Raw genomic sequence first — 17520 nt, forward strand, 5'->3', positions numbered from 1 at the left:
GGTCGAGCCCTGGACCTCGTCACACCTCGGTGATGGTTCCCCCGGCCGCCTGGATCTTGTCCTGGGCGGACTTGGAGAACTTGTGCACCGAAACCTGCAGTGCCACGGTCAGTTCGCCGTCACCCAGCACCTTCACCGGCTGACCGCGACGAACCGCACCCTTGGCGACCAGTTCGGCCACGCCGACCTCGCCACCCTCGGGGAACAGTTGTCCGAGCTTGTCCAGGTTAACGACCTGGAACTCCACCCGGTTCCTGCTCTTGAAGCCCTTCAGCTTCGGGAGCCGCATGTGCAGCGGCATCTGGCCACCCTCGAACCACTCGGGGATGTTGTTGCGGGCCTTGCTGCCCTTCGTACCGCGGCCGGCCGTCTTGCCCTTGCTGCCCTCACCGCGACCCACGCGGGTCTTGGCGGTCTTGGCACCGGGCGCCGGACGCAGGTGGTGAACCTTCAGCGCCATGTCAGTCGACCTCCTCGACGGTGATGAGGTGGCGAACAGTACGGACCATGCCGCGGACCTCGGGACGGTCGTCGTGGACGGCGACGTCGCCGATCCGCTTGACGCCCAGGGTGCGCAGCGTGTCGCGCTGGTTCTGCTTGCCACCGATGCCGGAACGGATCTGGGTCACCTTCAGGCGTGCCATCAGGAGGCCACCTCCGCCCGCGCCTTCAGCAGCGCCGCCGGGGCGACGTGCTCGACCGGCAGGCCACGACGCGCGGCCACGGCCTCCGGGGTCTCCAGGCTCCGCAGCGCCTCAACGGTGGCGTGCACCACGTTGATCGCGTTGGCCGAACCCAGCGACTTGCTCAGTACGTCGTGAATACCGGCGCACTCCAGTACGGCGCGTGCCGAACCACCCGCGATGACACCGGTACCCGGTGCGGCCGGGCGCAGCAGCACCACGCCGGCGGCCTTCTCACCCTGGACCGGGTGCGGGATGGTGCCCTGGATCCTCGGCACCTTGAAGAATGCCTTCTTGGCCTCCTCGACACCCTTGGCGATCGCCGCGGGCACCTCCTTGGCCTTGCCGTAACCCACACCGACGGTGCCTTCCCCGTCGCCGACGACCACGAGGGCGGTGAAGCTGAAGCGACGACCACCCTTCACGACCTTGGCGACACGGTTGATGGCTACCACGCGCTCGATGTAGGCGGTCTTGTCGGCTGCCGCACCACGACCACCGTCGCGGTTACGGCGCTCACCACCGGCGCCGCCTCCGCGACGCTGCTGGCCTCCGCTCATGTCGAACTACCTCTTCCTGTGTTTGTGTCGCCGTCAGAAGCCGAGCCCGCCCTCACGGGCGGCGTCGGCCAGTGCCGCGATGCGGCCGTGGTACTTGTTCCCGGCCCGGTCGAAGACGACCGAGTCGATGCCGGCGGCCTTGGCCCGGTCGGCGATCAGGCCGCCGACGGTCTTGGCCTTGTCGGTCTTGTTGCTCTCCGCGCCGCGCAGGTCGGCCTCCATCGTGGAGGCGGAGACCAGCGTCTTGCCGGCCACGTCGTCGATGACCTGAACGAACAGGTGCCTCGACGACTTGGTGACCACCAGCCGCGGCCGGTCGGCCGTGCCGTTGATCTTCTTCCGGACCCGGATCTGGCGACGCAGCCGCGACGCCGTCTTCTTGGCGGAGTGCTTGTGCGGACGCAGTCCGATCGCCATGGTTACTTACCAGCCTTTCCGACCTTGCGGCGCACCTGCTCGCCGGCGTACCGCACGCCCTTGCCCTTGTACGGCTCGGGCTTGCGCAGCTTGCGGATGTTGGCGGCGACCTCGCCGACCGACTGCTTGTCGATGCCCTGCACCGAGAAGCGGGTCGGCGCCTCCACCACGAAGGTGATGCCCTCCGGGGCGTCCACCGTGATGGTGTGGCTGTACCCGAGCGAGAACTCCAGCTGGGTCGGTCCCTTGGCCAGGACGCGGTACCCGACGCCGACGATCTCGAGCTTCTTCTCGTAGCCCTCCGTCACTCCGGTCACCAGGTTGGCGATCAGGGTGCGGGACAGGCCGTGCAGTTCCTTGCTCTTGCGCTGGTCGTCGGGGCGGGTCACGGCGATGGTGCCGTCCTCGTCCCGGTTGACCGCGATGGGCTCAGCCACAACGTGCGACAGCTGACCCTTCGGACCCTTCACGGTGACCGTCTGGCCGTCGATCGTGACGTCGACGCCGGACGGGACCGTGACCGGGAGCTTACCGATGCGAGACATGAGAGTGGTCCTCCTTCCGGTTCTTCGTCACCAGACGTAGGCGAGGACTTCCCCGCCGACGCCCTTGTTCTTGGCCTGACGGTCGGTCAGCAGTCCCTGGGACGTCGAGATGATCGCGACACCCAGTCCGCCGAGGACCTTGGGCAGGTTGGTCGACTTCGCGTAGACCCGCAGACCCGGCTTGCTGATCCGGCGGACGCCCGCGATGGAGCGCTCCCGGCTCGGGCCGAACTTGAGGTCGACGATCAGGGTCTTGCCGACGGCGCCTTCCTTCGGCTCCTCCACCGTGTAGGAGGAGATGTAGCCCTCCTGCTGGAGGATGTCGGCGATGCCCTGCTTGATCTTGCTGTACGGCATCGAGGTCGACTCGTGGTACGCCTGGTTGGCGTTCCGCAGACGCGTCAACATGTCTGCGATCGGGTCGGTCATCGTCATGGCCTGGGGCCTCTTTCCCGCCGTGGTTTCGCCGCTCGGCGACCTACGGTGACTAGATGGTGAGTAGGGAGAAGTTCGGGGGTGGAGACGGTCACCAGCTGGACTTGGTCACACCGGGCAGCTCGCCCCGGTGCGCCATCTCCCGCAGGCAGATCCGGCACAGGCCGAACTTGCGGAAGACCGCCTTCGGCCGGCCGCAGCGCTGGCAGCGGGTGTAACCGCGCACCGCGAACTTCGGCTTCCGGGCCTGCTTGACCTTGAGTGCTGTCTTCGCCACGTCAGTTCTCCTTGAACGGGAAACCGAGCTGCCGCAGCAGGGCCCGGCCCTCGTCGTCGTTCTTCGCGGTGGTCACCACGGTGATGTCCATACCCCGGACCCGGTCGATGCGGTCCTGGTTGATCTCGTGGAACATCACCTGCTCGGTCAGACCGAAGGTGTAGTTCCCGGTGCCGTCGAACTGCTTGGGCGACAGGCCGCGGAAGTCGCGGATCCGGGGCAGCGCGAGCGCCAGCAGCCGGTCCAGGAACTCCCACATCCGGTCGCCGCGCAGCGTCACGTGGGCGCCGATCGGCATCCCCTCGCGCAGCTTGAACTGCGCGATCGACTTGCGGGCCTTGGTCACCTGCGGCTTCTGGCCGGTGATCGCGGCCAGGTCCTTCACCGCGCCATCGATCAGCTTGGAGTCGCGCGCCGCCTCGCCGACGCCCATGTTCACCACGATCTTGGTGAGGCCGGGCACCTGCATGACGTTGTCGAACTGGAACTGCTCCTGCAGCTTGCCGACGATCTCTTCGCGGTACTTCGTCTTCAGCCGCGGCTGAACCTTGGTGTTCTCGGTAGCCGTCGCAGTCATCAGATCTCCTCGCCGGTACGCCGCGCGATCCGGACGCTCCGGAAACCGGTGTACGTCGAGCCGTCGGGGCGCCGCTTCTGCACCTCGACGCGGTTGTAACCGACGCGGGTGGTCACCTTCTGCTTCTTGCCGTCCTTGTCGACCTCGACCAGAAGCATCACGTTCGAGACGTGGATCGGGGCTTCCTGGGTGACGATGCCACCGGTGGTGCCGCCGCGCTGGGCCTGCTGCACCTTGGTGTGCTTCTTGACCCGGTTCACGCCCTCGACGACGACCTTCTCGGCGTCGGGCAGGACCTGGATGATCTTGCCCTCGAGGCCCTTGGACTTACCGGCGATCACGCGGACCTGATCGCCCTTCTTCACGTGCAACTTCCTCTGCGCCATCTCAGAGCACCTCCGGGGCGAGCGAGATGATCTTCATGAAGCGCTTCTCGCGCAGCTCCCGGCCGACCGGCCCGAAGATGCGGGTACCACGCGGCTCGCCGTCGGCCTTCAGGATCACCGCGGCGTTCTCGTCGAAGCGGATGTAGGAGCCGTCCGGACGCCGGCGCTCCTTCACGGTCCGCACGACGACCGCCTTGACGACGTCACCCTTCTTCACACCGCCGCCCGGGATCGCGTCCTTGACGGTGGCGACGATCGTGTCACCGACACCGGCGTAGCGCCGACCGGAGCCGCCGAGAACGCGGATGCACAAGATCTCCTTGGCACCCGTGTTGTCGGCGACCTTCAGTCGCGACTCCTGCTGGATCATCTGTTGATCTCCTGGTTGTCTCGCTGGTTCTCACTCGCGTGAGCCTTGCGGAACGAATGATTTCGATTGGTTGCCGGTCGGTGCCGAAGCGCCGGCCCGGGAACTACTTGGCCTTCTCGAGGATCTCGACGACGCGCCAGCGCTTGGTCGCCGACAGCGGCCGGGTCTCCATCAGGAGGACGCGGTCGCCGATGCCGGCGGCGTTCTGCTCGTCGTGCGCCTTGAGCTTGCTGGTGCGCCGGATGACCTTGCCGTAGAGCTTGTGCTTGACCCGGTCCTCGACCTGAACGGTGACGGTCTTGTCCATCTTGTCGCTCAGCACCAGGCCCTCACGGGTCTTGCGGGTGCCTCGCGCCGGCGCGGTCGTGCTCACGGTCTCGTCCTTCACGTTCTCGGTCATGCCTTGCTCCCGGCCTTGTCCTGGCTGTCGTCCGCGGTCTCGGCGTCGTCAGCCACGACCTCCTCGGTCGCGGCCGTGGCCTCGACCTCGTCGGTGATGCCGAGCGCACGCTCGGTCAGCACCGTGTAGATGCGGGCGATGTCCTTGCGGACGGCGCGCAGCCGGCCGTGGGACTCCAGCTGGCCCGTAGCAGCCTGGAACCGGAGGTTGAACAGCTCCTCCTTGGCTTCACCGAGCTTGCTCATCAGCTCGTCCTTACCGAGATTCCGCAGTTCGGCGGCGGTCACGGTGGTAGCCATCAGTTCTCACCTGCCTCTCGGGAGATGAAGCGGCACTTCATCGGCAACTTGTGGATCGCGCGGCGCAGGGCCTCGCGAGCGATGTCCTCCGGCACGCCGGACAGCTCGAACAGAACTCGACCGGCCTTGACGTTGGCGATCCACCACTCCGGCGAGCCCTTACCGGAACCCATCCGGGTCTCGGCCGGCTTCTTGGTCAGCGGGCGGTCGGGGTAGATGTTGATCCACACCTTGCCGCCACGCTTGATGTGGCGGGTCATCGCGATACGCGCGGCCTCGATCTGCCGGTTGGTGACGTAGTGGTTCTCCAGCGCCTGGATGCCGAAGTCACCGAAGGCCAGCGTCGTACCACCCTTGGCCGCGCCGGAGCGCTTGGGGTGGTGCTGCTTGCGGTGCTTGACCTTGCGGGGGATGAGCATCGGTCAGCTCTCCGTTCCGGTCGTCTCGGCGGGCTTGTCGGCCGCCGGCGCCGCGGCCTCGGCGGCCGGAGCCGCGGAGCGCGCGTTGTCCCGACGGTCGTCGCGACGGCCACCGCGGTCACCACGGTCGCGGTCGCCACCACGGCCACCACGGTCGTCGCGACGCGCCGGCCGGCGCTGCTGGGTGGCGGCGCGGGCCGCGGCCTGCGCCTCGCGCTCGGCCCGGGAGCCGGCCACGTCACCCTTGTAGATCCAGACCTTCACGCCGATCCGGCCGAAGGTCGTGCGGGCCTCGTAGAAGCCGTAGTCGATGTCCGCGCGGAGCGTGTGCAGCGGCACCCGGCCCTCACGGTAGAACTCCGACCGCGACATCTCCGCGCCACCCAGACGACCGGAGCACTGGATCCGGATGCCCAGGGCGCCGCCACGCATGGTGGTCTGCATCGCCTTGCGCATCGCGCGGCGGAACGCCACGCGGCCGGACAGCTGCTCGGCCACGCCCTGCGCGACCAGCTGGGCGTCGACCTCGGCGTTCTTCACCTCGAGGATGTTCAGCTGCACCTGCTTGCCGGTGAGCTCCTCCAGGCTGCCCCGGATCCGGTCCGCCTCGGCGCCACGGCGACCGATGACGATGCCCGGACGGGCGGTGTGGATGTCGACCCGGACCCGGTCACGGGTGCGCTCGATCTCCACGCGGGAGATGCCGGCGCGCTCCATGCCCTTGCTCAGCAGGCGGCGGATCTTGACGTCCTCGCCCACGTAGTCCTTGTACAGCTTGTCGGCGTACCAGCGGCTCTTGTGGTCGGTGCTGATGCCGAGCCGGAACCCGTGCGGGTTAACCTTCTGGCCCACGTCAGGACTCCTTCTTCTCGGCGGTCTTCTTGGCAGCCGCCTTCTTCGCGGTCGCCTTCTTGGCCGGCTTGTCGGCGGTCCCGGCCTGGTCGGCCGCGGCCTTCTTCGCCGGCGCCTTCTTGGCGGTGTCGGCCTTCTTGGCGGACTTCTTGGCCGGGGCCTTCTCGACCGGCTCGGCCTCGACCCGCGGCGCCACCACGACGGTGATGTGGCTGGTCCGCTTGTCGATCCGGGTGGCCCGGCCCTGGGCCCGCGGGCGGTGACGCTTCAGCGTCGGGCCCTCGTCCACCAGGACCTTCGCCACAACCAGGTCGGTCCGGCTCAGGTGCTCGGTGCCCTCGGCGTTCGCCGCGGCGCTGTCGACGACCTTGTACACGGTCGCGGCAGCGGCCTGCGGGGCGAACTTCAGAGTGGCGAGTGCGTCGTCGACGCCCAGACCGCGCACCAGGTCGCCCACGCGGCGCGCCTTCATCGGCGTCACGCGGACGAAGCGCGCGACCGCGAAGGCCCCGGGCTCGTCGCCCAGCAGGCTCTCGCGACGGGCGCTGACCGCCCTACGCTCTTGAACGCTCATGATGTTCGAATCTCTCCGTAGGTTGCTTTCGCTTCGTCTCTGACCATGGGTCAGCGACGCCGTGACTTCCGGTCGTCCTTCTCGTGACCCTTGAACGTCCGGGTCGGGGCGAACTCGCCGAGCTTGTGCCCGACCATCGCGTCCGTCACGAACACCGGCACGTGCTTGCGGCCGTCGTGCACCGCGAGCGTGTGGCCGATCATGTCCGGCACGATCATCGATCGGCGGGACCAGGTCTTGATGACGTTCTTGGTGCCCTTCTCGTTCTGCACCTCCACCTTCTTCATCAGGTGGTGGTCGACGAACGGGCCCTTCTTCAAACTGCGTGGCATCTGGCCGGCTCCTATCAGCGCTTCTTGCCGGCCTTGCGGCGCCGGACGATCATGCGGTCGCTTTCCTTGCGGGTACGGGTCCGGCCCTCGGGCTGGCCCCACGGGGACACCGGGTGGCGACCACCCGAGGTCTTACCCTCACCACCACCGTGCGGGTGGTCGACCGGGTTCATCGCGACACCGCGGACGGTCGGGCGCTTGCCCTTCCAGCGCATCCGGCCCGCCTTGCCCCAGTTGATGTTCGACTGCTCGCCGTTGCCGACCTCACCGAGGGTGGCGCGGCAGCGCACGTCGACCATCCGGACCTCGCCGGACGGCATCCGCAGGGTGGCCATCCGGCCTTCCTTCGCGACCAGCTGGATGCTGGCACCGGCCGAGCGGCCCATCTTCGCGCCGCCACCCGGACGCAGCTCGACGGCGTGCACCGTGGAGCCGACCGGGATGTTGCGCAGCGGCAGGTTGTTGCCCACCTTGATGTCGGCGGCCGGGCCGTTCTCGACGATCGTGCCCTGCTTCAGGTTCGACGGGGCGAGGATGTAGCGCTTCTCGCCGTCGACGTAGTGCAGCAGCGCGATCCGCGCGGTGCGGTTCGGGTCGTACTCGATCTCGGCGACCTTGGCCGGCACGCCGTCCTTGTCGTACCGCTTGAAGTCGATCAGCCGGTACGCCCGCTTGTGGCCGCCGCCCTGGTGCCGGGTGGTGATCTTGCCGGAGTTGTTCCGGCCGCCCTTCTTCGGCAGCGGACGCAGCAGCGACTTCTCGGGGGTCGAACGGGTGAGCTCGACGAAGTCGGCCACGCTCGAGCCACGGCGGCCCGGCGTCGTCGGCTTGTACTTGCGGATTCCCATTACGACTGGCCTCCGAAGATGTCGATGCGGTCGTCACCCTTGAGGGTCACGATCGCCCGCTTGGTGTCCGGGCGCTTGCCCCAGCCGGTACGGGTCCGGCGGCGCTTGCCCTTGCGGTTGATGGTGTTCACGTCGCTGACCTTGACCTTGAAGACCTTCTCGACCGCGAGCTTGATCTCGGTCTTGTTGGCCCCCGGGGCGACCTCGAACGTGTACTTCTGCTCGTCCAGCAGGCCGTAGCTCTTCTCGCTCACGACCGGCCGCAGCAGCACGTCCCGCGGGTCCTTGTTGACTCCGTGGCTCATGCCTCTACCTCCTCGGCTTCGGTCGACGTCGCGACAGCCTTCACGGACTTACCCTTGGGCGCGCCGGCGACGAAGCTGTCGAGGGCGCCCTTGGTGAACACGACCGCGTCGCTGACCAGAACGTCGTACGCGTTCAGCTGGTCGGCGGCGATCAGGTGCACGTGCTGCACGTTGCGCAGGCTCAGCCAGGTCAGGTCGTCGGCCCGCTCGACCACGACCAGGACCTTGCCCGGCTCGGCGGCCTCGGCCAGCACGCTCAGCGCGGCCTTGGTGGACGGGGTGTCGCCGTCGACGAACTTCTCCACGACGTGCACCCGGCCGTCACGGGCCCGGTCCGACAGCGCACCGCGGAGCGCGGCGGCGATCATCTTCTTCGGGGTCCGCTGGCTGTAGTCGCGCGGCACCGGGCCGTGGACGACGCCACCACCGGTGAACTGCGGCGCGCGGGTCGAGCCCTGGCGGGCGCGACCGGTGCCCTTCTGGCGGTACGGCTTGGCGCCACCACCGGAGACCTCGCCCCGGGTCTTCGCCTTGGCCGTGCCCTGCCGGGCGGCCGCCAGCTGGGCCACCACGACCTGGTGGATCAGCGGGATGTTGACCTGAACGTCGAACAGTTCGGCCGGAAGCTCGGCGGAACCCTTCTTGCTGACCTTGTCGCCCTTCACGACGACGACGTCGACGGTGCTCACTTGGCAGCTCCCTTCGCGGCGTTGCGGATCAGCACGAGGCCGCCCTTGGGGCCGGGGACGGCGCCCTTGAGCAGGATCAGGCCGCGCTCGGCGTCGATCGCGTGCACGCTGATGTTCTGCGTGGTGATCTGCTCGGCGCCCATCCGGCCCGCCATCCGCAGGCCCTTGAAAACCCGGCCGGGGGTGGCGCAGCCGCCGATGGAACCCGGCGAGCGGTGCTTCTTGTGCACACCGTGGGTGGCGCGCAGGCCGTGGAAGCCGTGCCGCTTCATCACACCGGCGAAGCCCTTGCCCTTGCTGGTGGCGGAAACGTCGACCCGCTCACCGGCCTCGAAGGCCTCGGCCTTGATCTCCTGGCCCAGGGTGTACTCGCTGGCGTCGGCGGTGCGCAGCTCCAGCAGGTGGCGCCGCGGCGTCACGCCGGCCTTGTCGAAGTGACCGCGCATCGGCTTGGTCACCTTGCGGGGGTCGATGTCGCCGAAGGCGATCTGGACACCGTCGTACCCGTGGCTGTCCGAGGTACGCACCTCGGTCACGACGCAGGGGCCGGCCTGGATCACGGTGACGGGGACGACGCGATTGTTCTCGTCCCAGGTCTGGGTCATGCCGAGCTTGGTGCCCAGCAGACCGCGCGTGTTCTTGGAAATGCTCATTGGTTGTTCGCGTCCCTCAGAGCTTGATCTCGATGTCGACACCGGCCGGCAGGTCGAGCCGCATCAGCGAGTCGACGGTCTTCGGCGTGGGGTCGATGATGTCGATGAGCCGCTTGTGGGTGCGCATCTCGAAGTGCTCGCGGCTGTCCTTGTACTTGTGCGGCGAGCGGATGACGCAGAACACGTTCTTTTCCGTCGGCAACGGCACCGGGCCAGCAACCTTCGCACCAGTACGCGTCACCGTGTCGACAATCTTGCGCGCCGAACTGTCGATGACCTCGTGGTCGTAGGCCTTCAGCCGGATGCGGATCTTTTGTCCCGCCATCGCTTCGCTTCGTCCTTCTCTATCGTCAACGTCTACGTTGCTCCGACCCCCGCGGTCGGGTGTGTCGCGTACGCGGAACGCGCGCGACTCACCGCTTCATCGACCTGGGATGGTGATCGGGGCCCGGTCTCGGACCGGAACCTCGGCATGGTCTCCGGTCCGGCGCACCAGCCAGATCGACGATCTGGGGCGCACCCCGGCGGCCTCGCCTGAGCAACCTGAATATTGTGCCAGAGATCGGCGCCGGAACGCCAATCGGGTGGCTTCACGCCTGATCCGGACCCACCTGGCGCCGGATCGTGCACAAAGCAGAGGTCCGCGAGGGCTCAGCTGTCGAGCCCTCGCGGACCTCGTGAGATCACTTGAGGATCTTGGTGACCCGGCCGGCGCCGACGGTGCGGCCACCTTCACGGATCGCGAACTTCAGGCCCTCTTCCATGGCGATCGGCTGGATCAGCTCGACCGACATGTCGGTGTTGTCGCCCGGCATGACCATCTCGGTGCCCTCGGGCAGCGTGACGACGCCGGTGACGTCCGTGGTGCGGAAGTAGAACTGGGGCCGGTAGTTCTGGAAGAACGGCGTGTGCCGGCCGCCCTCCTCCTTCGACAGGATGTAGACCGAAGCGTCGAAGTTGGTGTGCGGGGTCGTGGTGCCCGGCTTGATGACGACCATGCCGCGCTCGACGTCCTCGCGCTTGGTGCCACGCAGCAGCAGACCGACGTTCTCACCGGCCTGGCCCTCGTCCAGCAGCTTCCGGAACATCTCGATACCGGTGACCGTGGTGGTCTGCTTCTCCGGACGGATGCCGACGATGTCGACGGTCTCGTTGATCTTGACGACACCGCGCTCGATCCGGCCGGTGATGACCGTGCCGCGACCGGTGATGGTGAAGACGTCCTCCACCGGCATCAGGAACGGCTTGTCGACCTCGCGCTCCGGCTGCGGGATGTACTCGTCGACCGCGTTCATCAGCTCGAGGATGGTCTCGCCCCACTTGGCGTCGCCCTGCAGCGCCGGGTGAGCGGCGACCCGGACGATCGGCGCGTTGTCGCCGTCGAACTCCTGCTCGCTGAGCAGCTCGCGGACCTCGAGCTCGACGAGCTCCAGGATCTCCTCGTCGTCGACCATGTCGCACTTGTTCAGCGCGACCACCATCGCCGGCACGCCGACCTGGCGGGCGAGCAGCACGTGCTCACGGGTCTGCGGCATCGGACCGTCGGTGGCGGCGACGACCAGGATCGCGCCGTCCATCTGGGCCGCACCGGTGATCATGTTCTTGATGTAGTCCGCGTGACCCGGGCAGTCGACGTGGGCGTAGTGCCGGGCCTCGGTCTGGTACTCGACGTGCGCGATGGAGATGGTGATACCGCGCTGGCGCTCTTCCGGCGCCTTGTCGATCTGATCGAAGGCCGACGCCTCGTTGAGCGTCGGGTACTTGTCGTGCAGCACCTTGGTGATCGCCGCGGTAAGAGTGGTCTTACCGTGGTCGATGTGACCGATGGTGCCGATGTTGACGTGCGGCTTAGTCCGCTCGAACTTCGCCTTCGCCACTGGGGCCCTCCTAGTAAATGTTGACTACGCCGTACGCCGACGCGCTGTGGGTGGTTGGTCCGGAACGAGAACTTACTCGCCCCGGGCCTTCTTGATGATCTCTTCCGCCACGTTCTTCGGAACCTCGGCGTAGGAATCGAACTGCATCGAGTAGGACGCGCGGCCCTGCGTCTTGGAACGCAGGTCACCGACATACCCGAACATCTCCGACAACGGCACCAGGGCCTTCACGACCCGGCTGCCACCGGGGCCTTCGTCCATCGACTGGATCTGGCCACGGCGAGAGTTGAGGTCGCCGATCACTTCACCCATGTAGTCCTCGGGGGTGGTGACCTCGACCGCGAACATCGGCTCGAGGATGACCGGGTTCGCCCGGCGGGCGGCATCCTTGAACGCCATCGAACCGGCGATCTTGAAGGCGAGCTCGGAGGAGTCGACGTCGTGGTACGCGCCGTCCTGCAGCGTCACCTTCACGTCCACCATCGGGTAGCCGGCCAGTACGCCGAACTCCATCGCCTCCTGGGCGCCCTCGTCCACCGACGGGATGTACTCCCGGGGGATGCGGCCACCGGTGACGGCGTTGACGAACTCGTACCCGCCCTCACCACCGGCCTCGACGCTGGTCGGCTCGATGTCGATGATCACGCGCGCGAACTGACCCGAACCACCGGTCTGCTTCTTGTGCGTGTAGTCGACCTTCTCGACCTTCTTCTTGATGGTCTCGCGGTAGGCGACCTGCGGCTTGCCGACGTTCGCCTCGACCCGGAACTCGCGCTTCATCCGGTCGACCAGCACCTCGAGGTGCAGCTCGCCCATGCCGGCGATGATGGTCTGGCCGGTGTCCTCGTCGGTCCGGACCTGGAAGGTCGGGTCCTCCTCGGCGAGCCGCTGGATCGCGACGCCCAGCTTCTCCTGGTCGCCCTTCGACTTGGGCTCGATGGCGACCGAGATGACCGGGGCCGGGAACTGCATCGACTCCAGCACGACCGGGTTCGACGCGTCGGACAGGGTCTCGCCGGTGGTGGTGTCCTTCAGGCCCATCACGGCGACGATGTGGCCGGCGCCGATCGACGCGATCTCCTCACGCTTGTTCGCGTGCATCCGGTAGATCTTGCCGATCCGCTCCTTGCGGCCCTTCGTCGGGTTCAGCACCTGCGTGCCGGTCTCCAGCTTGCCGGAGTAGACCCGGATGAAGGTCAGCTTGCCCAGGTGCGGGTCCGCCGCGATCTTGAACGCCAGCGCCGAGAACGGCTCGCTGTCGTCCGGCTTGCGCAGCACGACCTTCTCCGCGTCCTTGACGTCGTGGCCCTCGATGGCCGGGACGTCGAGCGGGCTCGGCAGGTAGTCGTTGACCGCGTCGAGCAGCGGCTGGACGCCCTTGTTCTTGAACGCCGTCCCGGTCAGGACCGGGGTCAGCTTGCTGGCCAGCGTGGCCCGCCGGATGGCGGCCTTCAGCTGCTCCTGGGTCGGCTGCTCGCCCTCCAGGTACAGCTCCATGATCTCGTCGTCGGCCTCGGCGACGGTCTCGATCAGCTTGTCGCGCCACTCGGCCACGAGGTCGGTGTGGCTGGCCGGGATCTCCTCGACCGTGTAGTCCTCACCGATCTTGGTCTCGCCGCGCCAGGTCAGCGCGCGCATCCCGACCAGGTCGACGACGCCGATGAAGTCGGACTCGGCGCCGATCGGCAGCTGCATGACCAGCGGCACCGCGGCGAGGCGGTCGCGGATCATGTCGACGCAGCGCATGAACTCCGCGCCGGTCCGGTCGAGCTTGTTGACGAAGCAGATGCGGGGTACGCCGTACCGGTCCGCCTGACGCCAGACGGTCTCGGACTGCGGCTCCACGCCGGCCACACCGTCGAACACCGCGACCGCACCGTCCAGCACGCGCAGCGAGCGCTCCACCTCGACGGTGAAGTCGACGTGGCCCGGGGTGTCGATGATGTTGATGGTGTGGTCTTTCCAGGTGCAGGTCGTCGCGGCGGACGTGATGGTGATGCCGCGCTCCTGCTCCTGCTCCATCCAGTCCATCGTGGCGGCGCCCTCGTGGACCTCACCGATCTTGTAGGTGATACCGGTGTAGAAGAGGATCCGCTCGGTCGTCGTCGTCTTGCCGGCGTCGATGTGAGCCATGATCCCGATGTTGCGGACCTTGGCCAGGTCGGTGGTGATTTGTACGGCCACCTCGGTGGTCTACCTCTCGATTCTGTACTGCGTCAAAGGGTGGTGACTGGGGTCCGGAGCGGACCCCGGATCACCAGCGGTAGTGGGCGAAAGCCTTGTTGGCTTCGGCCATCTTGTGCGTGTCCTCGCGGCGCTTGACCGAGGCTCCCAGGCCGTTGGAGGCGTCCAGGATCTCGTTCATCAGGCGCTCGGCCATCGTCTTCTCGCGGCGGGCGCGGGAGTACGACGTCAGCCAGCGCAGTGCCAGCGTGGTGGACCGGCCCGGCTTGACCTCGATCGGCACCTGGTAGGTGGCGCCACCGACGCGGCGGCTCTTCACCTCGATGCTCGGCTTCACGTTGTCCAGCGCACGCTTCAGCGTGATCACCGGGTCGGTGCCGGTCTTGGTGCGGGTGCCCTCGAGCGCGTTGTAGACGATGCTCTGCGCGATCTGCTTCTTGCCGTCGACCAGGATCTTGGAGATCAACTGGGTGACGAGCGGCGAACTGTAGACCGGGTCGATGATGACCGGGCGCTTCGGGGCCGGACCCTTGCGCGGCATTAGCTCTTCTCCTTCTTCGCGCCGTAGTGGCTGCGCGCCTGCTTCCGGTTCTTCACACCCTGGGTGTCGAGCGAACCGCGGATGATCTTGTACCGGACACCCGGGAGGTCCTTCACACGACCGCCACGCACGAGCACGATCGAGTGCTCCTGCAGGTTGTGGCCGACACCGGGGATGTACGCGGTGACCTCGATGCCGCTGGTCAGGCGGACACGCGCGACCTTCCGAAGGGCCGAGTTCGGCTTCTTCGGTGTGGTCGTGTAGACGCGCGTGCACACACCGCGACGCTGAGGGGAACCCTTCAGGGCGGGCGTCTTGTTCTTGGACACCTTGTCCTGGCGGCCCTTGCGGACCAGCTGCTGAATGGTGGGCACCGCGTAGGTCTCTTTCTGTCGTCCGGCTATCTCTCTGCTGTTGCTTGCCTGACCCCCGCGGTCGGGTGTGTCGCGTGCGCACGGGCGTACCGAAGCCGTAATCTTCCAGACTGTCGGCAGGAGTCCCGTGCCACGCGCGCAGACCCGGTTCGACGAGGGGCACGCATGACGGCCCAGGATGACCCGGGCACGATCGTTAAGACTAGCGGCTGCCTCAAGCACGGTCAAAATGAGTAACCGACCGGCACAGAGGCCTTTCCGCTTCTTCAGTCTACAGGGTCTAGGGAGTGGTCTTACCGGCCAGGAAAGCGGCTGCCACCGTCGGGTCTCCCTCGACCGCCAGGACGTCCGCGGGCAAGCGCTTCCAGAGGCACAGGTCCAGCTCCGCGGCGGTGCCCGAGACGATCGCCTCACCGGCCGCCTTCCCGTGGTCGACCCGAGGCCGATCCCCTTCTGGCACAGGCGTCAGCGTCCATGCGTCACCGGTGTCGGTCGCCCGGATCCCGACCTGCCGGGTCACCGCCGGCTCGGCCCCGCGGGCCAGCATCCGGGGCAGGAACACCCCGAGCACCTCGTCCACCCCGTCGGCCCCGATCGCAGCAGGTACGACGGCAAGACCACTGGCGGCCCGCTGGTCCGGTGCGGCCTCGGCCTGGACGGCGTCCACGAGATGGATGACCGTCTCATGCATGCGCCGGCGGGACCAGAATCCAGCGCGCTGGTCGACGGGTGCGAAGTTCCAGCACGGCTCGTCCGGATCGACGGCCCGGAGGGCGGCAGCCAGCGCGGCGGTCGTACCGGCATACCAGTCGGCCCACGAGATCGTCGTCCGCAGGACCTCCGGACGCTTCTGGAAGACGCCGCTCAGCACGATCGACGCGGCCCAGCGCTGGCCCTCGCCGATGTGCAAGGCCAGGTCGGCCAGCGTCCAGCCGGGGCAGTTGGGCACCGCGGTGGCCGGGTCGACCCGGTCGAGGACGGCCGCGAGTTCCGCGGCCGCCCGCTCGAACCCGGCCAGATGGTCGATCGGTTCAGGCACGGAACTCGACGTCGGTGATCAGACCGTCGGTGACCCGGTACAGCGCCAACTGCGCGACCGGCTCACCGGAGTCGTAGGCGAGCAGATGCTCGACCACCCACTCGCCGAGCATCAGCTTCTGCACCACCTCGGTCTTGGCGCGTCCGGCGTCGAACCGGGGCCGGTAGTGCTCGCGCAGGAACCGGCGGCCCTTCAGCTCGGTGCCGTCCGCGAGCAGGATCCGGGCGGTCGGCGAGTACGTCGCCAGGAACGCCTCCAGGTCGTGGGCGGCGTACGCGGCGTGCTCGCGGCCGATCACCCGCGCGGCCGGGGTGTCCGCGGTGACGGCAGCCACCGTGGCGACCCCCAGGTCGGCCAGCGGCGTCGGGGTCGGCACGGGAGCAGCCGTCGTCGAGGTCACGGCGGGAGCAGCCGGCGTCGGCGTCACCGCGGGAGTCGTCGGAGTCGCGGCCGGGGTGGAGACCGGCAGCGTCGGAGTCGTGGGCGTGGCAGGAGAGGCGGCCTTGGCGGCGGTGGTGGGCGCCGGCCGACTGGCGGGTTCAGCGGGTGCCTTGGCTCGTCTCACGGCCGGCTTCGCGGCGGCCGGCGTCCGGGAGGTGGTCCTGGCTTTGGGTGGCGGGACGAGGAGCTGGTCCTGGCCGTCCGGTTCCTCGCCCAGGTGGGCGATCGCCCAGTCCAGGGCCTTGGTGACGGCGGCGCGTGATTCTTCGGTGTGGTCGAGCATGTCGAACCCGTGGTGCCCTTTCGGTACGTCGATGATGTCCAGCGCGGTGCCACCGGCGGAGACGAACTCCGCGACCGGGCCGGCGAGTTCCGCACGCTCGAGCCCGACCCTGGTCAGTAGCACCGGCAGGTCCTTGTGTTTGCCGATCACTTCGGCAGCGTTGACCAAATCGTCGACACCGGGCGGGGTGACGAGCAGGGGGTAGGTCAGGGCGACCAGGCGCAGCCAGTCGGGGCGGCTGTCCAGCCACTCCCCCGCCAGCAGGCCGGCACCGGAGAAGAACCACAGACCGACCCGATCGGGGTCGACGCGTGGATCGGAACGCAGGACGCCGACCGCGGCCTCCACCTCGTCCGCGGCGGTGACCAACCGGTCGAGGCCGTGGATCAGGCTGTGGTCGACGACAGCGGCCACCAGGCCTCGCCTGGCGGCTGCGGTCGCGTAGCCCCGGTACACCGGCCAGTCCCGAGGCATCACCTCGAGGCCGGCAGGTCCAGGACCCCCGTGCACGAACAGGATCGCGCCGGTCCGGGCAGTTCCGGCCGGGCGGTAGAAGTCGATCTCCCCGAGCCGGTCCACCCGCACGTCGGGTCCGTCCAAAACTCCCAGGACGAAAGGCCGCAGGTAGGCCGGGAGATCCGTCATGGACCAATCTTGGCCTATCCGCCGGACACTTTCAGCCGCCACCCCGAGTGTCTTGCACAGACCGGCGGACGAGATCCGCCAATACGCCGGAATCCACGTCAGACAAGCGTTTGACGTACAGGCACCCCACGCTCGTCGTATGCGGCCCGAGCTTGCCGAGCAACTCGTCGTACCCGTCGAAACCGCTCGCCAGATAGAGCGTCAGAGCCTGCTTGCGGGCAGCGAACCCGACCTCGAACCAGTCGAGTTCGCGACCGCTCTCGTAGACCAGGTGCCGGTCGCCGAAACCGACGATCGACGGACCCCACATCGCCGGTTCGCGACCGGTCACCCCGGTCAGCAGTTCGTTGAGCTCGCGGGCGTCCGAGCCGCGGCCGCCCGGGATGCCGGCCAGATAGTCGTCGACGGATGCGTCCGTCTTCTGCGTCTTGTTCTCGGCCATGGGTCATCTTGCCCCGGAACGCCGCGAGGGCGGCACCCCCTGGTGGGAGTGCCGCCCTCGGCGGAGTGACTCG

The 17520-nt window shown here is 67.9% G+C and carries 27 protein-coding genes and 1 pseudogene; all 28 read right to left on the bottom strand.

The features are described from left to right. Positions 1–19 precede the first annotated feature (19 nt). Positions 20–460: a 50S ribosomal protein L15 gene (gene rplO / locus ACZ6O0_RS22570; RefSeq protein WP_465766921.1), complete on the bottom strand. Its 441-nt coding sequence runs from the start codon at positions 458–460 to the stop codon at positions 20–22. A gap of 1 nt (position 461) precedes the next feature. Beyond that, positions 462–644 (bottom strand): 50S ribosomal protein L30, encoded by a 183-nt coding sequence (gene rpmD, locus ACZ6O0_RS22575; RefSeq protein ID WP_465681813.1) that lies wholly within the window; start codon positions 642–644, stop codon positions 462–464. Then, positions 644–1243: a 30S ribosomal protein S5 gene (gene rpsE / locus ACZ6O0_RS22580; protein WP_337003772.1), complete on the bottom strand. Its 600-nt coding sequence runs from the start codon at positions 1241–1243 to the stop codon at positions 644–646. Before rpsE ends, rpmD begins: the two co-directional genes overlap by 1 nt. Positions 1244–1276: 33 nt before the next feature. Beyond that, positions 1277–1660: a 50S ribosomal protein L18 gene (gene rplR, locus ACZ6O0_RS22585; RefSeq protein ID WP_465766922.1), complete on the bottom strand. Its 384-nt coding sequence runs from the start codon at positions 1658–1660 to the stop codon at positions 1277–1279. Positions 1661–1662: 2 nt separating this feature from the next. Next, positions 1663–2205 (bottom strand): 50S ribosomal protein L6, encoded by a 543-nt coding sequence (gene rplF, locus ACZ6O0_RS22590; protein ID WP_465766923.1) that lies wholly within the window; start codon positions 2203–2205, stop codon positions 1663–1665. 27 nt (positions 2206–2232) lie between these two features. Then, positions 2233–2640 (bottom strand): 30S ribosomal protein S8, encoded by a 408-nt coding sequence (rpsH, locus tag ACZ6O0_RS22595; protein WP_465766924.1) that lies wholly within the window; start codon positions 2638–2640, stop codon positions 2233–2235. A gap of 91 nt (positions 2641–2731) precedes the next feature. After that, positions 2732–2917: a type Z 30S ribosomal protein S14 gene (locus ACZ6O0_RS22600; RefSeq protein WP_012923674.1), complete on the bottom strand. Its 186-nt coding sequence runs from the start codon at positions 2915–2917 to the stop codon at positions 2732–2734. A gap of 1 nt (position 2918) precedes the next feature. Then, complete coding sequence (gene rplE / locus ACZ6O0_RS22605) at positions 2919–3494, bottom strand: 50S ribosomal protein L5 (protein WP_360364107.1); 576 nt, start codon at positions 3492–3494, stop codon at positions 2919–2921. Next, positions 3494–3880, bottom strand: coding sequence for a 50S ribosomal protein L24 (gene rplX / locus ACZ6O0_RS22610; protein WP_465766925.1), 387 nt, complete (start codon positions 3878–3880; stop codon positions 3494–3496). Before rplX ends, rplE begins: the two co-directional genes overlap by 1 nt. Position 3881: 1 nt before the next feature. Then, a complete protein-coding gene (gene rplN / locus ACZ6O0_RS22615) occupies positions 3882–4250 on the bottom strand; it encodes a 50S ribosomal protein L14 (RefSeq protein ID WP_012923677.1) in 369 nt (122 codons plus the stop codon). Between the two features lie 103 nt (positions 4251–4353). Beyond that, a complete protein-coding gene (gene rpsQ / locus ACZ6O0_RS22620; RefSeq protein ID WP_465766926.1) occupies positions 4354–4650 on the bottom strand; it encodes a 30S ribosomal protein S17 in 297 nt (98 codons plus the stop codon). Next, positions 4647–4949 carry a 50S ribosomal protein L29 gene (gene rpmC / locus ACZ6O0_RS22625; protein ID WP_465766927.1) on the bottom strand — a complete coding sequence of 101 codons (303 nt, stop codon included), beginning with the start codon at positions 4947–4949 and terminating at the stop codon, positions 4647–4649. The genes rpsQ and rpmC overlap by 4 nt, the downstream gene beginning before the upstream one ends. Next, a complete protein-coding gene (rplP, locus tag ACZ6O0_RS22630) occupies positions 4949–5368 on the bottom strand; it encodes a 50S ribosomal protein L16 (RefSeq protein ID WP_465766928.1) in 420 nt (139 codons plus the stop codon). Before rplP ends, rpmC begins: the two co-directional genes overlap by 1 nt. Before the next feature lie 3 nt (positions 5369–5371). Further along, entirely contained in the window at positions 5372–6220 is an 849-nt protein-coding gene (gene rpsC / locus ACZ6O0_RS22635; protein WP_465766929.1) for a 30S ribosomal protein S3, read from the bottom strand. Positions 6221–6332: 112 nt separating this feature from the next. Continuing rightward, positions 6333–6794 (bottom strand): annotated as a pseudogene (gene rplV / locus ACZ6O0_RS22640) (50S ribosomal protein L22); the annotation flags it as partial. A gap of 50 nt (positions 6795–6844) precedes the next feature. Further along, the gene (gene rpsS, locus ACZ6O0_RS22645; protein ID WP_131361012.1) at positions 6845–7126 is read right to left on the bottom strand and encodes a 30S ribosomal protein S19; all 282 of its coding nucleotides are present in this window, start codon (positions 7124–7126) and stop codon (positions 6845–6847) included. Between the two features lie 14 nt (positions 7127–7140). Beyond that, on the bottom strand, positions 7141–7974 hold the full coding sequence (gene rplB / locus ACZ6O0_RS22650; protein ID WP_465766930.1) for a 50S ribosomal protein L2: 834 nt from the start codon (positions 7972–7974) through the stop codon (positions 7141–7143). After that, positions 7974–8279 (bottom strand): 50S ribosomal protein L23, encoded by a 306-nt coding sequence (gene rplW / locus ACZ6O0_RS22655; protein ID WP_465766931.1) that lies wholly within the window; start codon positions 8277–8279, stop codon positions 7974–7976. The genes rplB and rplW overlap by 1 nt, the downstream gene beginning before the upstream one ends. Beyond that, positions 8276–8968: a 50S ribosomal protein L4 gene (gene rplD, locus ACZ6O0_RS22660; RefSeq protein WP_465766932.1), complete on the bottom strand. Its 693-nt coding sequence runs from the start codon at positions 8966–8968 to the stop codon at positions 8276–8278. Before rplD ends, rplW begins: the two co-directional genes overlap by 4 nt. Next, positions 8965–9621: a 50S ribosomal protein L3 gene (gene rplC, locus ACZ6O0_RS22665; protein WP_465766933.1), complete on the bottom strand. Its 657-nt coding sequence runs from the start codon at positions 9619–9621 to the stop codon at positions 8965–8967. Before rplC ends, rplD begins: the two co-directional genes overlap by 4 nt. A gap of 16 nt (positions 9622–9637) precedes the next feature. Then, positions 9638–9946 (bottom strand): 30S ribosomal protein S10, encoded by a 309-nt coding sequence (gene rpsJ / locus ACZ6O0_RS22670; RefSeq protein ID WP_012923688.1) that lies wholly within the window; start codon positions 9944–9946, stop codon positions 9638–9640. Positions 9947–10304: 358 nt separating this feature from the next. Beyond that, positions 10305–11498: an elongation factor Tu gene (tuf, locus tag ACZ6O0_RS22675; RefSeq protein WP_465766934.1), complete on the bottom strand. Its 1194-nt coding sequence runs from the start codon at positions 11496–11498 to the stop codon at positions 10305–10307. A gap of 72 nt (positions 11499–11570) precedes the next feature. Beyond that, positions 11571–13631: an elongation factor G gene (gene fusA / locus ACZ6O0_RS22680; RefSeq protein WP_465767073.1), complete on the bottom strand. Its 2061-nt coding sequence runs from the start codon at positions 13629–13631 to the stop codon at positions 11571–11573. A 121-nt stretch (positions 13632–13752) separates the two neighbouring features. Continuing rightward, positions 13753–14223, bottom strand: a complete 471-nt coding sequence (rpsG, locus tag ACZ6O0_RS22685) for a 30S ribosomal protein S7 (protein WP_363687788.1) — start codon at positions 14221–14223, stop codon at positions 13753–13755. Further along, positions 14223–14597 (bottom strand): 30S ribosomal protein S12, encoded by a 375-nt coding sequence (gene rpsL / locus ACZ6O0_RS22690; protein WP_328526112.1) that lies wholly within the window; start codon positions 14595–14597, stop codon positions 14223–14225. The genes rpsG and rpsL overlap by 1 nt, the downstream gene beginning before the upstream one ends. Positions 14598–14877: 280 nt before the next feature. After that, a complete protein-coding gene (locus ACZ6O0_RS22695) occupies positions 14878–15636 on the bottom strand; it encodes a maleylpyruvate isomerase N-terminal domain-containing protein (RefSeq protein ID WP_465766935.1) in 759 nt (252 codons plus the stop codon). Next, positions 15629–17005 (bottom strand): nuclear transport factor 2 family protein, encoded by a 1377-nt coding sequence (locus ACZ6O0_RS22700; RefSeq protein WP_465766936.1) that lies wholly within the window; start codon positions 17003–17005, stop codon positions 15629–15631. The genes ACZ6O0_RS22695 and ACZ6O0_RS22700 overlap by 8 nt, the downstream gene beginning before the upstream one ends. Before the next feature lie 31 nt (positions 17006–17036). Further along, positions 17037–17447, bottom strand: coding sequence for a DUF1801 domain-containing protein (locus tag ACZ6O0_RS22705; RefSeq protein WP_465766937.1), 411 nt, complete (start codon positions 17445–17447; stop codon positions 17037–17039). Between the last annotated feature and the right edge of the window lie 73 nt (positions 17448–17520).

Source organism: Kribbella sp. NPDC048837 (assembly GCF_055586945.1).

Excerpts from the sequence above, each read along its gene's own strand:
- ACZ6O0_RS22705 (WP_465766937.1), bottom strand. The coding sequence starts at position 17,447 with ATGGCCGAGAACAAGACGCAGAAGACGGACGCATCCGTCGACGACTAT.
- fusA (WP_465767073.1), bottom strand. The coding sequence starts at position 13,631 with ATGGCTCACATCGACGCCGGCAAGACGACGACGACCGAGCGGATCCTC.
- rpsQ (WP_465766926.1), bottom strand. The coding sequence starts at position 4,650 with ATGACCGAGAACGTGAAGGACGAGACCGTGAGCACGACCGCGCCGGCG.
- rplN (WP_012923677.1), bottom strand. The coding sequence starts at position 4,250 with ATGATCCAGCAGGAGTCGCGACTGAAGGTCGCCGACAACACGGGTGCC.
- rpmC (WP_465766927.1), bottom strand. The coding sequence starts at position 4,949 with ATGGCTACCACCGTGACCGCCGCCGAACTGCGGAATCTCGGTAAGGAC.
- rplC (WP_465766933.1), bottom strand. The coding sequence starts at position 9,621 with ATGAGCATTTCCAAGAACACGCGCGGTCTGCTGGGCACCAAGCTCGGC.
- rplF (WP_465766923.1), bottom strand. The coding sequence starts at position 2,205 with ATGTCTCGCATCGGTAAGCTCCCGGTCACGGTCCCGTCCGGCGTCGAC.
- rpsE (WP_337003772.1), bottom strand. The coding sequence starts at position 1,243 with ATGAGCGGAGGCCAGCAGCGTCGCGGAGGCGGCGCCGGTGGTGAGCGC.
- rpmD (WP_465681813.1), bottom strand. The coding sequence starts at position 644 with ATGGCACGCCTGAAGGTGACCCAGATCCGTTCCGGCATCGGTGGCAAG.
- rplX (WP_465766925.1), bottom strand. The coding sequence starts at position 3,880 with ATGGCGCAGAGGAAGTTGCACGTGAAGAAGGGCGATCAGGTCCGCGTG.
- rpsG (WP_363687788.1), bottom strand. The coding sequence starts at position 14,223 with ATGCCGCGCAAGGGTCCGGCCCCGAAGCGCCCGGTCATCATCGACCCG.
- rpsH (WP_465766924.1), bottom strand. The coding sequence starts at position 2,640 with ATGACGATGACCGACCCGATCGCAGACATGTTGACGCGTCTGCGGAAC.
- rplP (WP_465766928.1), bottom strand. The coding sequence starts at position 5,368 with ATGCTCATCCCCCGCAAGGTCAAGCACCGCAAGCAGCACCACCCCAAG.
- rplE (WP_360364107.1), bottom strand. The coding sequence starts at position 3,494 with ATGACTGCGACGGCTACCGAGAACACCAAGGTTCAGCCGCGGCTGAAG.
- rplW (WP_465766931.1), bottom strand. The coding sequence starts at position 8,279 with ATGAGCCACGGAGTCAACAAGGACCCGCGGGACGTGCTGCTGCGGCCG.
- rpsJ (WP_012923688.1), bottom strand. The coding sequence starts at position 9,946 with ATGGCGGGACAAAAGATCCGCATCCGGCTGAAGGCCTACGACCACGAG.
- rpsS (WP_131361012.1), bottom strand. The coding sequence starts at position 7,126 with ATGCCACGCAGTTTGAAGAAGGGCCCGTTCGTCGACCACCACCTGATG.
- ACZ6O0_RS22700 (WP_465766936.1), bottom strand. The coding sequence starts at position 17,005 with ATGACGGATCTCCCGGCCTACCTGCGGCCTTTCGTCCTGGGAGTTTTG.
- rplB (WP_465766930.1), bottom strand. The coding sequence starts at position 7,974 with ATGGGAATCCGCAAGTACAAGCCGACGACGCCGGGCCGCCGTGGCTCG.
- rplO (WP_465766921.1), bottom strand. The coding sequence starts at position 460 with ATGGCGCTGAAGGTTCACCACCTGCGTCCGGCGCCCGGTGCCAAGACC.
- rplR (WP_465766922.1), bottom strand. The coding sequence starts at position 1,660 with ATGGCGATCGGACTGCGTCCGCACAAGCACTCCGCCAAGAAGACGGCG.